This window comes from Arthrobacter sp. ISL-69 (assembly GCF_018613775.1).
Classification (GTDB): domain Bacteria; phylum Actinomycetota; class Actinomycetes; order Actinomycetales; family Micrococcaceae; genus Arthrobacter.
Genome location: NZ_JAGGPO010000051.1, coordinates 1 through 13863, shown reverse-complemented (window position 1 = coordinate 13863; position 13863 = coordinate 1). Strand labels below are relative to the sequence as shown.

At 63.3% G+C, this 13863-nt stretch carries 14 protein-coding genes and 1 pseudogene; 7 read left to right on the top strand and 8 right to left on the bottom strand.

What is annotated here, in order from left to right:
* Nucleotides 1-211: 211 nt before the first annotated feature.
* Nucleotides 212-508, bottom strand: a complete 297-nt coding sequence (locus J7I79_RS22975) for a hypothetical protein (protein ID WP_214957371.1) — start codon at nt 506-508, stop codon at nt 212-214.
* A 181-nt stretch (nt 509-689) separates the two neighbouring features.
* Here J7I79_RS22975 and J7I79_RS22970 point away from each other — a divergent pair, with 181 nt between their 5' ends.
* Entirely contained in the window at nt 690-1367 is a 678-nt protein-coding gene (locus tag J7I79_RS22970) for a DNA alkylation repair protein (RefSeq protein ID WP_214957414.1), read from the top strand.
* A 69-nt stretch (nt 1368-1436) separates the two neighbouring features.
* Here the strand turns inward: J7I79_RS22970 and J7I79_RS22965 are convergent, their stop codons facing one another.
* The 7 genes from J7I79_RS22965 to J7I79_RS22935 form a co-directional block, all read right to left on the bottom strand.
* On the bottom strand, nt 1437-1883 hold the full coding sequence (locus tag J7I79_RS22965; RefSeq protein ID WP_214957370.1) for a GNAT family N-acetyltransferase: 447 nt from the start codon (nt 1881-1883) through the stop codon (nt 1437-1439).
* A 155-nt stretch (nt 1884-2038) separates the two neighbouring features.
* Nucleotides 2039-2413 carry a cupin domain-containing protein gene (locus J7I79_RS22960; protein WP_214957369.1) on the bottom strand — a complete coding sequence of 125 codons (375 nt, stop codon included), beginning with the start codon at nt 2411-2413 and terminating at the stop codon, nt 2039-2041.
* A 219-nt stretch (nt 2414-2632) separates the two neighbouring features.
* Nucleotides 2633-3391 carry a MerR family transcriptional regulator gene (locus J7I79_RS22955; protein WP_214957368.1) on the bottom strand — a complete coding sequence of 253 codons (759 nt, stop codon included), beginning with the start codon at nt 3389-3391 and terminating at the stop codon, nt 2633-2635.
* Nucleotides 3392-3583: 192 nt separating this feature from the next.
* Nucleotides 3584-4219 (bottom strand): dihydrofolate reductase family protein, encoded by a 636-nt coding sequence (locus J7I79_RS22950; RefSeq protein WP_214957367.1) that lies wholly within the window; start codon nt 4217-4219, stop codon nt 3584-3586.
* 433 nt (nt 4220-4652) lie between these two features.
* Entirely contained in the window at nt 4653-5132 is a 480-nt protein-coding gene (locus J7I79_RS22945) for a glyoxalase (RefSeq protein ID WP_251043191.1), read from the bottom strand.
* Between the two features lie 182 nt (nt 5133-5314).
* A complete protein-coding gene (locus tag J7I79_RS22940; RefSeq protein WP_214957366.1) occupies nt 5315-5638 on the bottom strand; it encodes a hypothetical protein in 324 nt (107 codons plus the stop codon).
* A 148-nt stretch (nt 5639-5786) separates the two neighbouring features.
* The gene (locus tag J7I79_RS22935) at nt 5787-6800 is read right to left on the bottom strand and encodes a LacI family DNA-binding transcriptional regulator (RefSeq protein ID WP_214957365.1); all 1014 of its coding nucleotides are present in this window, start codon (nt 6798-6800) and stop codon (nt 5787-5789) included.
* Nucleotides 6801-6930: 130 nt separating this feature from the next.
* Between J7I79_RS22935 and J7I79_RS22930 the strand changes: the two genes are divergently transcribed.
* From J7I79_RS22930 to J7I79_RS22905, 6 genes and pseudogenes are all read left to right on the top strand, one after another.
* On the top strand, nt 6931-8379 hold the full coding sequence (locus J7I79_RS22930; protein ID WP_214957363.1) for a sugar porter family MFS transporter: 1449 nt from the start codon (nt 6931-6933) through the stop codon (nt 8377-8379).
* A 259-nt stretch (nt 8380-8638) separates the two neighbouring features.
* A complete protein-coding gene (locus tag J7I79_RS22925) occupies nt 8639-9682 on the top strand; it encodes a LacI family DNA-binding transcriptional regulator (RefSeq protein WP_251043189.1) in 1044 nt (347 codons plus the stop codon).
* Complete coding sequence (locus tag J7I79_RS22920) at nt 9679-10653, top strand: sugar ABC transporter permease (protein WP_214957361.1); 975 nt, start codon at nt 9679-9681, stop codon at nt 10651-10653. Before J7I79_RS22925 ends, J7I79_RS22920 begins: the two co-directional genes overlap by 4 nt.
* A gap of 7 nt (nt 10654-10660) precedes the next feature.
* Nucleotides 10661-11629: a carbohydrate ABC transporter permease gene (locus J7I79_RS22915; RefSeq protein WP_251043188.1), complete on the top strand. Its 969-nt coding sequence runs from the start codon at nt 10661-10663 to the stop codon at nt 11627-11629.
* A 73-nt stretch (nt 11630-11702) separates the two neighbouring features.
* A complete protein-coding gene (locus tag J7I79_RS22910; protein WP_214957359.1) occupies nt 11703-13310 on the top strand; it encodes an ABC transporter substrate-binding protein in 1608 nt (535 codons plus the stop codon).
* 105 nt (nt 13311-13415) lie between these two features.
* Nucleotides 13416-13863 (top strand): annotated as a pseudogene (locus J7I79_RS22905) (glycoside hydrolase family 32 protein); the annotation flags it as partial.

Sequence of the window (13863 nt, the reverse complement as noted above, 5' to 3'; positions counted from 1 at the left end):
CAGAAGGCGCGCTCGGGCAGTGATACGTATGGGGCCCTTGATACGAGTGGTGACGCGTGCTAACTCAGGTAGCGGCCACTCAGGAGCCTCCCTGGATACCCTGCCTAGACTGAGTCCATCGCACGGGATGGGGCGGTCCTGGCAACTGGCCCAGTCAGTGCCCGTCCTGTCCAGTGCTGCCCCGCCCGTATTCATCCATGCAGACCCCGTGTTATGCCGGGGTGGCCGGCCCAATTTGAAGTGTTTCCTGATAGTTCTCGTCGTATCTCTCTTCACGCGGTTCGTCGTAGGGGAATCCGCCAGGAAGGCCTCCCTCAGCTAGGCCACGAATGACCAAATGCCGCAGCGTTGGCTGGCTATCTGCAGCGACAGCCGGGATGGCGGCTGAGGCCGTATTCGCCACTTTTGTATTTGCCATCTGGTCCATCCCGGCAGCGCTGGCCGCAGCCAAGAGAACAACCGCCAGGGCTGCAAGGGCACGTACCACGGTCTTTGTCCAAAGCCTCATGACCCGATCATGATGCCGGACCTTGAGAACAGATCCATAAACCCCTGTGAAGCGACTATGGAAGGGCGGTTTCTAACGAACGGCGCAACAAATCCTTCTGATAGAGGCGGCATCCGTCTGACCGTGCTTTCCTATTAAGCTGAATCCCACACGTGGTGGACAGGAGGCTGAGGTGGCCGAAATGACGCAGACCGAGACGGCGCTGACCGAGGTGATGGCTGAGCTGGCCGCGCTCGAGGACCCGAAGACGCGCGGGGTGAACGAGAAGCACGGTGACGATCACGGTGTGAACCTCAGCAAACTGCGCGAGCTCGCAAAGCGGCTGAAGACGCGGCAGGAACTCGCGCGCCAGCTCTGGGACACGGACGACACCGCGGCGAGACTGCTGGCAATGTTGATCTGCCGCCCGAAGGCGTTCGAGCGCGACGAGTTGGACGCCATGTTGCGCGCGGCGCGCACGCCCAAGGTGCACGGCTGGCTCGTGAACTACGTGGTGAAAAAGAACCCGCAGGTGGAAGAGCTGCGCGTGGCCTGGTCCGCCGATCCGGATCCGGTGGTCGCGAGTGCCGGCTGGGCGCTGACCACAGAACGCGTGGCGAAGAACCCCAAAGTCCTCGACCTCGCAGGACTGCTCGACGTCATCGAGGCGGAGATGAAGGATGCCCCTGATCGGCTGCAGTGGGCGATGAACCACTGCCTGGCCCAGATCGGGATCGAACATCATGAGCACCGCGCCCGCGCACTCGACGTAGGTGAGCGCCTGGAGGTGCTCAAGGACTACCCGACTCCCCCGAACTGCACGTCGCCGTTCGCACCCACCTGGATCAACGAGATGGTGCGGCGACAGCACGTTGAGTAGGGAAAGTCCGGGCTCACGCCCGTACGGCCCATGTTTCCCAGGCTCCCGCCCAAGCGCAGACCGGGACTGCTAACGCGTGCAAAAACTGAAAATGGTGACCGGAGAGCCGACGGCTCCCTCTGCCCGATAGAAGTCGAGAGCGTGTTCGTCGTCGTTATCGGCGGCTACGAAGACCTCGGTGATGCCCATCTGCGCCGCGGCGCTGCGCAACTCCTGCAACAGACGGCGTCCGACGCCTTGTCTACGGTGATCCGGATGCACCGCCAGGTCATAAATGAACAACTCCGACGATGGGCAGCGAGTCATCGGAAGGCTGTGCGCCGTAAGGCTTCCCACTATGTCGGGACCGGCGAACGCTCCCAGGACCCAGAACGAATCGTCACCAAGCAGCCGGTCGACATAGCCATCACCGAGCGGCGCGCTGTCCTCGCCGAATACCTTTGCCATCAGCGCGAACGTGTCACGTGCCTCAGCACGGTCACCGCCAACCAGTCTCCGGACCTCAATAGCGCTCACTCGCACATCATTTCATCTCACGGCAGCTTGAACATGTACGGACAGCAGTGGGGTGTGATTGAAAACCTAGTACGACCTTGGTTTTGGGGACGTTCACAAGACGAGAGCACCGGCTAACACAGCCGGCCGGTGCTCGCGTTTTGGTTGTTCGGGGGCTAGGCAGGCTTGGCGTAGGTGGCCGCACTCATGACTTCGTAGCCAACGAACGTCTCATCACCTTCTACCCAGGCATCATGCCCGGCGGGAATTGCATAGGCGTCGCCGGCACGAACCGTGGCACGCGTTCCGTCTTCCATCTCCACTGTTAACGTTCCGCTGGTGCAGAACCCCAGATGGTTATTCTGGCAGCTGTCGGTGTGAACCACGGTCTTGACGGTCTCGGACCACCGCCAGCCGGGCTCAAATGTGAACCGGCCCAGGGTGGTGTCCCCGACGGTGACCACGTCAACCTCAGTCTTCGGCGGTCGGCGCTTTTCGTCGGGCTCATTGAATGACTTCGACTCAAGGGTCTTGACAGTCACTGCGGGCATTTTTGCCCTCCTCAAGGTGGAGCGATTACAACTGTTCGTCCGGAGGCTCGATCAGATTTTCCGGGAAAGGAGTTCGGCAGGCACGGGCTGGTGTCCGTTCAGCGCCTGCCGGGACGCGCCTAGCGCTATCAGCGTGCTCGCGGCGGTAGGCCATGTCAAGATGCCAGGTTCTGCGACGGCTGCGCTGACCCCCTCAGCGCAGCCGTCCACGGGGTTGGGCTACAGGTTCTCTTCCGCGTAGACGCGCAGGGCGTCCCGGACGAAACCGGCTCCGGATTCGCCGCCATAGTTTGCGCTGAACCGCGGATCGGCGACGTACATTTCGCCGAGGCCGATCACGTAACCCTTCACGTCACCGCCCGGCGCCGCTGCCGGCGTCCCTGGGATCCCCCGGAGCCATTCGACCTGCCGTCGCGCAAGGTCCTGGGCCTCGGCGCTGTCGGCCGCGATGCCCGCGCCAGCGCCGGCGATCCAGTCGCTGCCGAGCTGTTGCGAGCGTTGCTTCCAGGCCGCCTTTTCCGCAGCATCCATTCCACGCCACCAGGCGTCGCTGCTGGCGTAAGCATCCTTGCCCCAGCGTTGCTCCACTTCGTCCTTGTACTGGGTATGGTCAAAGCCATCGAACATGTTCTCTGCCATTAGTTCTCCACCTCCTTTAACTGCCTCGATGGTGCGCTGGACCGACGCGATCTGGCGGTTCAGCCTGTCCTGTTCCTGCCGAAGCCACTTCAGATGGCCGCCCAAGGCCTTGCCGGCGTCCGACTCGTTGCCAAGCACTTCAGCGATCACCGGCAGCCCAAGTCCCAGCTCGCGCAGCAGCAGGATCCGCTGAAGCTGGACCAGTGCAGCCTGGTCGTAGTGCCGGTAGCCGTTATGGCCAATCCGGCTCGGCTTCAGCAGGCCGATGTCGTCATAGTGCCGCAGCGTCCGGCTTGTGGTGCCGGCGATCCTTGCGATCTGTTGGATCGACCAGTCCATACGTTCCTCCTCACCGGTTCCTCCGGCCTGATAAGCCGACTCTAAAGGTTGACGCAACGGGAAGGTCAAGGGCCCGACGGCGGGCTCCAGGACGGTTATGCGATCTGGAGGGGCAGGCGCCGTCTGAGTTGGCACAGCCTGGAAGGCGGGGCGGGCGCGCGAACGTGGCCAGTCAGAAGGTCTCGTATTGACTCACGTCGTACTGCTGCCCGGCGGACCGCTGAGCACGGTGGGGACGTACTCCAGCATCTGGAGCCGACCGTCGAAAGTCCTACTGCCTACCATCTCCAGCGAGACATCCGGATAGCCGTCGTAGATCCGCTCCCGCCCGGTACGGCCCGTGATCACCGGGAAGACGACCACCCGGAACCTGTCCACGAGCCCGGCGGCCAGCAGCGACCGGCAGAGGCTGAGGCTGCCCAAGGTGCTCAAGGGGCCGGTCCCGTTCCGTTTCATCTCCGTCACGGCCTCGACCGCGTCACCGGTGACCAGCTTCGAATTCGGCCACGTCAAGGGCGCCTGCAGGGTGGAGGAGAAGACGACCTTGGGCACGGCGGCAAGACCGGTCAGGCTGGCCCCCTCGTCATCGGAGAATCCCGAGCCTCCGGCCGCGGCGTCCTCGGACATGCTGGACATCAGCCGATACGTGTTCGCCCCGAACAGGAAGGTGTAGCCCTTCTCCCCCTCCTGCCCGAGCCAAGCCAGGTATTCCGGCCCCTCCAGACCCCACCAGCCGGGCCATCCCTCGGCCGAGGCATACCCGTCCAGGGAGATAATCAGGTCGACCATCAGGTCCGCTGATGACGCCGCTGGAGTTGTCCCGCTCATGGCCGTCTCCTCGATTAATCGGCGTCAGTATCCGCTGGGCCCTCGGTAAGGGACTGCCGGTTCCCGGCCGGGTCGGGCCAAGCCACCCCCGAGCCGTTGGCCGGCACCACGCCTTTCAGGTGCGCGGCCGACGCCCGTGCCGGCAATGTTATCCCTGGAGCGGTCAGACGTTCAAGGGGCCGCGTTGGCCAAGGAAAAGTGCCGCCAAAACGACATTCGCCACCTCAGCGGAAAGGTCCGGTACGAGGGTTTCTCCCGGGCGCGTTCCGTTTCGGCGAACCCGGTCGGTCCGCCGCCCGGCTCATGCTGATTCTGCCTCCCAGGCGAACCTGTCCGGGTCGGTGAACGGGCCCATGTCGTAGCCGATAGCGAGTCTGTGCGATCCGGTGCCGTCGGGCGAGACGCCGGCGTCCTTGGCGAGGGCGCGGCGTCCTTAGAGGCCCAGCTTGACGGGACTCGACGGGATCGCGAACTCGACGTATTTGCCGAAGCTCTTCCCTACCGTGAGGCCCTGTTCGATGTAGAACCGCTTGCTCGCAGCAACGTCCGTGGCCGCCATCAAGAGCACGATCTTGTCGACCTGGCGGGTAACCGGACCGGTGTCCTTCTTCGCCGATGTCGCCACCTTCCAGATCCCGCCATCCGGAGCTTGTACGACGCCGCCGTAGCCCCACAACGATTTCTGGACAGGCTTCAGCGTCGTGGCGCCAGCCTCCACGGCGGTGCCGATCAGGCTGCTGACAGTCGACGGCTGCGACACTATGAGCGACAGTGTGAACCCGCGGAAGCCGCTCGTGGGAGCATCCGCGGCTCGCACGCGCACGTGCGTGCCCAGTCCGAAGGCGGAGGCGTAGAAGGCGGTGGCGGCCGCGGGGTCAGGTACTGCCAGGGTGACGGATTCGATGGAGGTCACGGCAGGTCGTTCGGTTGAGTGGGCGCGTAGTGCAGTTGACTCTATGCCGTGCCCTGCCTGGCCGCTTCTCCGATCCTGATCGCTCCGTTTCCGCACCGGCGCGCCTAGATGTGAGGACATATGGCGCGGAGGAGTCTCCTGAATCCCTGAAAGTACTCAGAACCGCCGTCAGCGACCTGCCTCTACAGAGCCTCATCAGGCGAAGCCGCGGTATGCCTTCCATGCGGCGCTTCCCTGACAACGGGCAATGTTGCCGTGTCGAAGAACTGGTATTCATCCGCGGCAGGGACGCGGATCGTTCCGGCGGCTTCCGCCTTCTCGCGGATGAAATCGTGGTCGGCCCGTGAGAGTACAACCTGCCCGTGCGGGTCACTCGCAAGGTCGCCGTGTGCGTCCTTCTTGATTTTGGCCGACATGGCGCTGGGCACGATCAGGCATCCCGGATTCTCCAGAAGCCATGTCCGTGTCTCTGTGTCGAGTCGGTCCCACTCGTCCCTGAGGCTCACGCCCGCGTGTACCGCCTTCCTGTTTCGGCTTTTCCTAAACGTGAATTCCGTCCAGATTACGCCTGACGTCCCGCGGATGATAGGACCGGGGGCAGCCCGCGCCGATCGATCGATGGCGGCTGAAAAGGAGAGCAAACGCAACCACCCGTTACCGCCGGGCGGTGGAGTTTCGGACGATGAGGCGCGGCATGCTGCTTTCATCCACTGTGGGGGCGTCCGGGGAGGCCAGTCGATTGAGGGCAGCAGCGCCGGCGGTCCGGCCTAGTTCGCGCGCCTGCAGGTCCACGGAGGTCAGGTCGATGCCGTGGAGTTGGGAGATTCTGGAATTGTCGTAGCCAACGATGGAGAGATCCTGGGGTACGGAGAGCCCTGCGGCGTAGGCTGCCTCGCGGACGCCGAGCGCCATTTCGTCATTGTGCGCAAATACCGCCGTGGGGCGGTCCTGCCTGTTCAGCAAAACGGCTGCTGCCCGCTCTGCCGCCTGCTGTGTGTAGTTGCCTGCGGTGACAACCTCGGGAGTAAGTCCGGCTTTGTGCATAGTGGCTGCATATGAGCGGCGACGTTCCTCGTGTCCCTCGTACGCCGTCGCCGTCACGTGGGCAACCCGGGCGTGCCCGAGACTGATCAGGTGATCCGTCGCCGCCGCTGCGCCTGCCCAGTCATCCGAATAGACGCTGTCAACGCCGGCGACCCGCCGGGTGACATTAACCACGGGAACCGAGGCAGCCAGCTCCCGCACCCGGGCATCGGTGTCGAGGAAAGTCGCGGCGATGATGATGCCCACACGAGCCTCGATGAGGGAATTGACGGGTTCCCGATCTATCCCGCCGGTGGAGTGCGAAACGCTAAGGATGAGCCGGTTCCGGGCTTCACCGATCGCCTCCCGCACACCTTGGAATATGTCCGCGTAAACCTCGTTTCGAAGGTCGAGGAGGAAGAGCCCGATGGCCGACGCCCGCTTGCTTGCGAGGTCGGCGGCTACTGCATTGTGCCTGTACCCAAGTTGTGTGGCGGCCTCAAGGATTGTCTGCCTCATTTCGGCACTGACACCAGGGGCGCCACGGAACGCGAACGAAACGAGCGTTCGGGAAACCCCCACCGCCCGGGCAACATCCTCCTGCGTCACCGGCCGGGAGCGGCCCGGAGAGGTTGCGTGATTCACCTTTCCATCCTTGCATGAACACAAAGTCAAGAAAGTTTGACAGTTTGACCTTACATTTGAATCTTTCGCGCGTTAGTATTGCTGAGACGCGGACCACATCGACCGCTGAAACCCTGACAAAGGAGTCCTGATGGCTACTGCAAGTGTGCACAGCGGAACGTCTAGACCGACCCCGCTCCCGCCTTTGACGGACGGGCCTCACCGTAAGCGCCTTGGCCTTGTTGCCCTGGTTGCCACTTTCGGTGGCCTACTGTTCGGCTATGACACCGGCGTTATCAATGGCGCGCTGCGACCGATGACCGCCGAACTCGGCCTGACGGCGCTCACGGAGGGAGTCGTTACAAGCTCCCTGCTCTTTGGCGCCGCAGCGGGCGCAGTGGGAAGCGGCCGCCTTTCCGACACCTGGGGGCGTCGAAAGACGATCATCCTCCTGGCCGTCCTGTTCCTCGTCGGCGCCCTGACCTGCGTGTTCGCACCGAACTTCGAGGTCATGGTCGTCGGCCGCGTCATCCTCGGCCTCGCCGTCGGCGGAGCGTCCTCGGTGGTCCCGGTGTACCTCGCCGAGCTCGCCCCCTACGAGATCCGCGGCTCGCTCGCTGGCCGCAACGAGCTCATGATCGTCATCGGCCAGCTCGCGGCGTTCGTCGTCAACGCGATCATTGGCAACATCTGGGGCGAACACCCCGGGGTCTGGCGCATCATGCTCGCCGTCGCCGCGCTGCCCGCCATTGCCTTGTTCGTCGGCATGCTTCGGATGCCTGAGTCCCCACGCTGGCTCATCTCCAAGCACCGCACCCAGGACGCCCTGGATGTTCTCTCCACAATCCGTTCGCCCGAGCGTGCCGCCGCGGAAATGGCCGACGTCAAGCACCTCACCGAAGAGGAAGAGCAGATGAACCTGTCCGGCTGGGGCGCTCTGAAGAACAAGTGGATCCTGCGCATCCTGCTCGTCGGGATCGGCCTGGGCGTCGCCCAGCAGCTCACCGGAATCAACTCGATCATGTACTACGGCCAGTCCGTACTCATCGAGGCGGGTTTCGACTCGGGCGCCGCGCTTATCGCCAACATCGCCCCGGGCGTCATCGCAGTCGTCGGCGGAGTCATCGGCCTCTCCCTGATGCAGCGCATCAACCGCCGCACCACCCTGATTACCGGCTTTATTCTGACCACGATCTGCCACTTCCTTATCGGCATTGCCTCGATCGCCCTTCCGGTCGGCGACCCCGCCCGGCCGTTCGTGATTCTCTTCCTGGTGGTTGCCTTCGTGGGCTCGATGCAGACGTTCCTCAACGTCGCCGTGTGGGTGATGCTCTCGGAGATCTTCCCACTGCACATCCGCGGCTTAGCGATCGGTATCTCTATCTTCTGCCTGTGGATCGCCAATGCCTTCCTCGGCCTGTTCTTCCCGTCTCTGGTGGCGGCGGTCGGCATCACGGGGACCTTCTTCCTGTTCGGCATCGTCGGCATCCTGGCGCTGATCTTCATCTACACCCAGGTCCCCGAAACCCGGGGCCGGACCCTCGAAGCGCTCGAAGAGGACGTCACGACCGGCGCCATTTACATCGTCCACAAGAAATAGGCCAGTACACGCCACCGGTCCCGAACAGCCGAGCCGTTAACTGATCCCAAAACTCCGAATTGCCCCCTGACCGTCACACGGAATCCGCCAGCGACCCCGTGGGGCGGTCAGGACCAGGGTGTCGGAAGGTCGACTAGCTTGCGCAGACCCTGTCTCCCCTGGAAGTCTCCGCCCCTGTTGACGCTTGATGTGACGCCCGCTACAGTTGATCCAGTTATACGAATAACCCACCAATGACTACTGGCCCGAGGAGGTGCCCATGGCTGGATCACGGCCAAAGTCAGGACCGACAATGCACGACGTCGCAGCTGCTGCCGGTGTTTCACAGGCCACCGTGTCTTTGGTGCTGAATTCGGCCTCCGGCTCGCGTTTCTCCGAGGATACCCGCAAGCGCGTTCGGGACGCTGTGAACCGGCTCGGCTACCGCACCAACGCCCACGCCAAGGTTCTCCGCGAAGGCGTGGCCGGCATGATCGGGTTCATCGGCGATTCCGTCGCCACCTCCCCTTTTGCCGGCGCCATCATTGAAGGCGCGCAGCAGCGGGCTTGGGAGGACGGGCTCCTCCTGCTCACGGTGAACACCGGCGGAGATAGGGAGCTCGAGGCCGCATCCCTGGACACCATGCTCTCCTACAAGGTCGCAGGCGTCGTCTACGCCGCCATGTATCACCGGCAGCTGGACGTTCCGGAGGCCCTGGAGGGTGTCCGGGCCGTGGTGCTGAACTCCCAGGACCGTGCCGGCCGCCTCCCAAGCGTTGCCCCCGACGAAGTCACGGGCGGCTACACCGCCACCCGCCGGCTGCTGGACGCAGGGCACAGCCGGATAGGGCTGATTAACATCGAGACCCTGGAAAGCGGGCTGCCTGCTGCCGTCGGTCGATACCAGGGCTACACCGCGGCCCTTGAAGACGCGGGTCTGGAAGCGGACCCCACCCTGGTCCGCTTCGGCGCGGGCGGCGAGGAAGATGGCTACAAGTATGCGATGGAGCTGCTGACCGCCACCACGCCACCAACCGCGATTTTCTGTGCGAATGACCGTGGTGCATGGGGCGCCTACCAGGCAGTGTCTGACCTGCGGCTATCAATCCCCGGGGATGTATCCATCGTGGGCTTCGACAACCAGGCGATCCTGGCGCCGCACCTTCGCCCGGGCCTGACCACCCTCGACTTGCCGTTCGCCGCCATGGGCCGGCGCGCGGTTGAACTGATCCTCCAAAACGCGGAACCCGATGGCCGGGTCGAGCTGATGGACTGCCCTCTCGTTGAACGCATGTCAGTGACCCATCCTAAGGAGATGCCATGAGCCGCACCATCCCGGCCCGACGCGGGCGTCCGTCGGCGGCACCGTTGCCGCAACGAAAAATTTCTCTTTCGCTCCGCATGAAGAGGGTTTCTCGGGCGTGGCAGTTATACGTATTACTAGCTCCAGCGATCGTCTACATTCTGGTCTTCAAGTACTGGCCGATGTACGGCGTGCAGATCGCCTTCAAGAACTACAACCCGGTGGACGGGTTCACCGACAGCCCCTGGGTGGGCCTGACGCACTTCATCAGGTTCGTGAACTCCTACCAGTTCGGCCAGGTCGTCGGCAACACCCTGTGGATCGCGGTCCTGGGCCTGCTGGTAGCCTTCCCGATCCCCATCATCCTGGCATTGCTGGTCAATCAGCTCCAGAGCGAGAGGTTCAAGAAGTTCACCCAGACGGTGCTCTACTCCCCCGCTTTCATCTCCACCGTCGTGGTGGTCGGCATCATGTTCGTGGTCCTCTCCCCCAGGTCGGGGCTGGTGAACAACGCGATCCAGCTCTCCGGGGGCGAGCCGATCTTTTTCATGGGCTCCGCGGAGTGGTTCCGCCCCATCTACGTGATCTCGGATGTCTGGCAGAACGCCGGCTTCTCCATGATTGTGTATCTGGCGGCCCTGGCCGGAATTGACCCGGCCCTTCACGACGCGGCCAAGGTTGACGGCGCCTCGAAGCTCCAGCGGATCCGGCACATCGATCTGCCAGGCATCATGCCGGTGGTGACGGTGCTATTCATCCTGGCTATCGGCAACCTGCTCAATGTCGGATTCGAGAAGGCGCTGCTCATGCAGACGCCGCTGAACCTCTCGTCCTCCGAGATCATCCAGACCTACGTCTACCACGCAGGCCTGCAGCAGGCGCAGTTCAGCTACTCGGCCGCCATCGGCCTGTTCAATTCCCTCCTCAACCTGGCGCTGCTGCTCTTCTTCAACACGGTGGCGCGCCGGGCCAACCAAGCGACCCTGTGGTGATGCCGAAATGTCATTGACAACCAACCCCCGCACTATCGACAACCCGAACCGGACCGTCAGCCAGGGCGGACGCCCCCGCCCCAGGCCGACGCTCAGGGACAGGTACGGTGACCGCGTCTTCAACATCGCCGCAACCGCTGTCCTGCTGCTGTCCATCCTGGCCGTGGTGTACCCGCTGTACTTCATCGTGATCGCATCGATCAGCGACCCCAACGCTGTCTACGAGGGCAAGGTCTGGCTGTTCCCCTCCGGGGTCACCACTGAAGGCTATGAGCGGATCTTTGCCGACAGCCGGATCTGGAACGGCCTGGGCAACACAGTCATCTACACCGTCCTCGGCACGGCCATCAGCGTCAGCACCATCCTCTGCGGTGCCTACGCGCTGTCGCGCAAGGACATGCCCGGCCGCAAAATCCTGATGCTGCTGTTCGTGATCACCATGTTTTTCGACGGCGGACTGATCACCAAGTACCTGGTGGTCCGTGACCTGGGAATGCTGGACACCGTCTGGGCCGTGGTCCTCCCCGGTGCGGTGGGGGTCTGGAACCTGATCATCGCCCGGTCATTCTTCGAGCACACCATCCCGAACGAACTGCGGGAAGCCGCCCAGATGGACGGGGCAACCGACTTCAAATTCTTCTTCAGGATGGTTCTTCCCCTCTCCAAGCCGCTGATCATGCTCATGATCATGGTCCACGTCGTGGCGCACTGGAACTCGTTCTTCGACGCGCTGATCTTCCTCAACGACGACTCCAAGTACCCGCTGCAGCTCGTCCTGCGCAATATCCTCATCCAATCAGACGTCTCCTCCACCGGAACCACCGGCGGAGACATCGAATCCTATGCCGCTGCGCAACGGATCGCGGAGCTCACCAAGTACGCCATGATCGTCGTCTCGAGCCTGCCGCTCATGATTGCCCTGCCATTCATGCAGAAGCACTTCACCAAGGGTGCCATGATCGGCGCCGTCAAATAGCTCCTCCCCCATATCGACCGCCCGGGCAACCGCCATCGGACGGCAGCAACCCCACCTCAGAATAGGAATGACCATGGCATTCAGCCGTAAATACGCCGCCCTCGGCGCCGTCTTGGCCGGAACATTGACGTTCACCGCCTGCTCCGGCGGCGGCTCCGGCACCACGGAAATCAAGGACGCCTCCGCCGACTTCGGGTTCCAGCAAACAGGCTTCCCGATCGTCAGCAAGCAACTCGACCTGACCTTCTCCGGCACCAAAGCGGCACTGGCCCCTGACTACAACACCATGGCCGTGGTCAAGGAGTGGGAAAAGGCCACCAACGTCCATATCAACTGGGAGAACCTGCCCGAAACGGTCTTCCAGGAAAAGAAGAACCTCATCCTGGCCAGCGGTGACCTTCCCGACGCCTTCTTCAACACCGGCCTCACCGACGCCGAGATCGCCACCTACTCCGCCAGCGGGACCCTCATCCCCCTTGAGGGACTCATTGAGAAGAACGCGCCCAACCTCTCCAAGCTGCTCTCCGCCCGTCCCGACATCAAGGCAGCCATCACCTCCTCGGACGGGCACATCTACTCCCTGCCATCCGTCGAAGAGCTCGGCCTGGTCCAGTTCCCCAACGAACTGGCCATCAACACCGCCTGGCTGAAGAAGCTCAACATCCCGATGCCCAAGACCATCGGTGAGTTCCACGACGCCCTGCTGGCCTTCAAGACCCAAGACGCGTCCGGGACCGGCAAGACCATACCGCTGAGCTTCATGCCCGGTTCCTGGTGCGGGGACATCGTTGACCTGATCGCCGCCCTCGGCGGAGTGCCGGACAACATGGACCACCGGATCGTCCAGGACGACAAAGTCATCTTCACCCCCACCCAGGACGGCTACAAAAAGGCCATCCAGACCCTGCACGAGTGGTACCAGGAGGGGCTGATCGATCCGGAATCGTTCTCCCAGGACGACAAGGCGTACCTGGCCAAGGGCAAGGCCGCCACGGAAAACCTCGGCTCCTTCGTCTGGTGGGAAGTCCCCGAAATGGTCGGCGCCGACCGAGCCAACAACTACGCCCCGGTCCCGGTCCTTGAGGGCACGGACGGCCAGCGAATCGCCAGCCAGTCCAACAACCAGGAAATCGCCCGCGGCGCCTTCGCCATCACCCGGAACAACAAATACCCGGCAGCGACCATGCGCTGGGCCGACAACCTCTACGACCCCATCCAGTCGGCCCAGGCCAACTGGGGGCCGATCGGTGAAACCCTGCAAAAGGACGCCAGCGGACTGCTGACCCAGATCCCCGCCCCAGCCGGAACCAGCGAAGGCGAACGCCGCCAGAAGGTCGCCCCCGGCGGCCCGAAGGCCAACACCGCCGAGAACTTCACCACCGTTGTCGCACCCGAACCACGCGCCGCTGAACGCCAAAAGACCGTCAACGAAATCTACAAGCCCTTCGCCGGCAACGACGGCTACCCCCCGGTTGCCCTGTCCAACGAAGAACTGCAGCAGATCAGCACCATCCAGACGGACACCACCTCACTGGTCAAGCAGAACGTCGCCAAGTGGATCGTCTCCGGCGGCATCGAGCAGGAATGGGACGGCTACGTCTCCCAGCTCAAGAGCGTCGGCGTCGACAAAATGATCGAGGTCTACCAGCAGGCCTACGACCGCTACAAGAAGAACTCCTAGCTCTGACTGACCTACCGGGTGGGCCGGTCCGCGCCGGCCCACCCGGCCCCCAAGCTCCCGCATATGCGTTCCCCCAGACCTGCACAGAAACGAGACTCCGCGTTCATGACTGCCGCGACCGCCACGACGGCCGACACCTTCCGTCCGGCCCTGCACTACGCCGCCCGGAACACCTGGCTCAATGACCCCAACGGCCTGATTTTCCACGACGGCGTCTACCACCTCTATTACCAGAACAACCCGCTGGACAATGTCTGGGGCAACATGTCCTGGGGACACGCCACCTCCCCGGACCTGCTCACCTGGACCGAACACCCCGTCGCCATCGCCTGCGACGACGAAGAAGACATTTTCTCCGGCAGCATCGTCTTCGACCGGGACAACACCAGCGGATTCGGCACCGACTCGGCTCCGCCTCTGGTCGCCGTCTACACCAGCGCGTTCAAACCCGGCTCCGGACACCAGGGCATCCAGGCGCAGTCCCTGGCCTACAGCCTGGACGGAGGCTACACGTGGACCAAACACACTGCCAACCCGGTCCTGAACCGCGGGT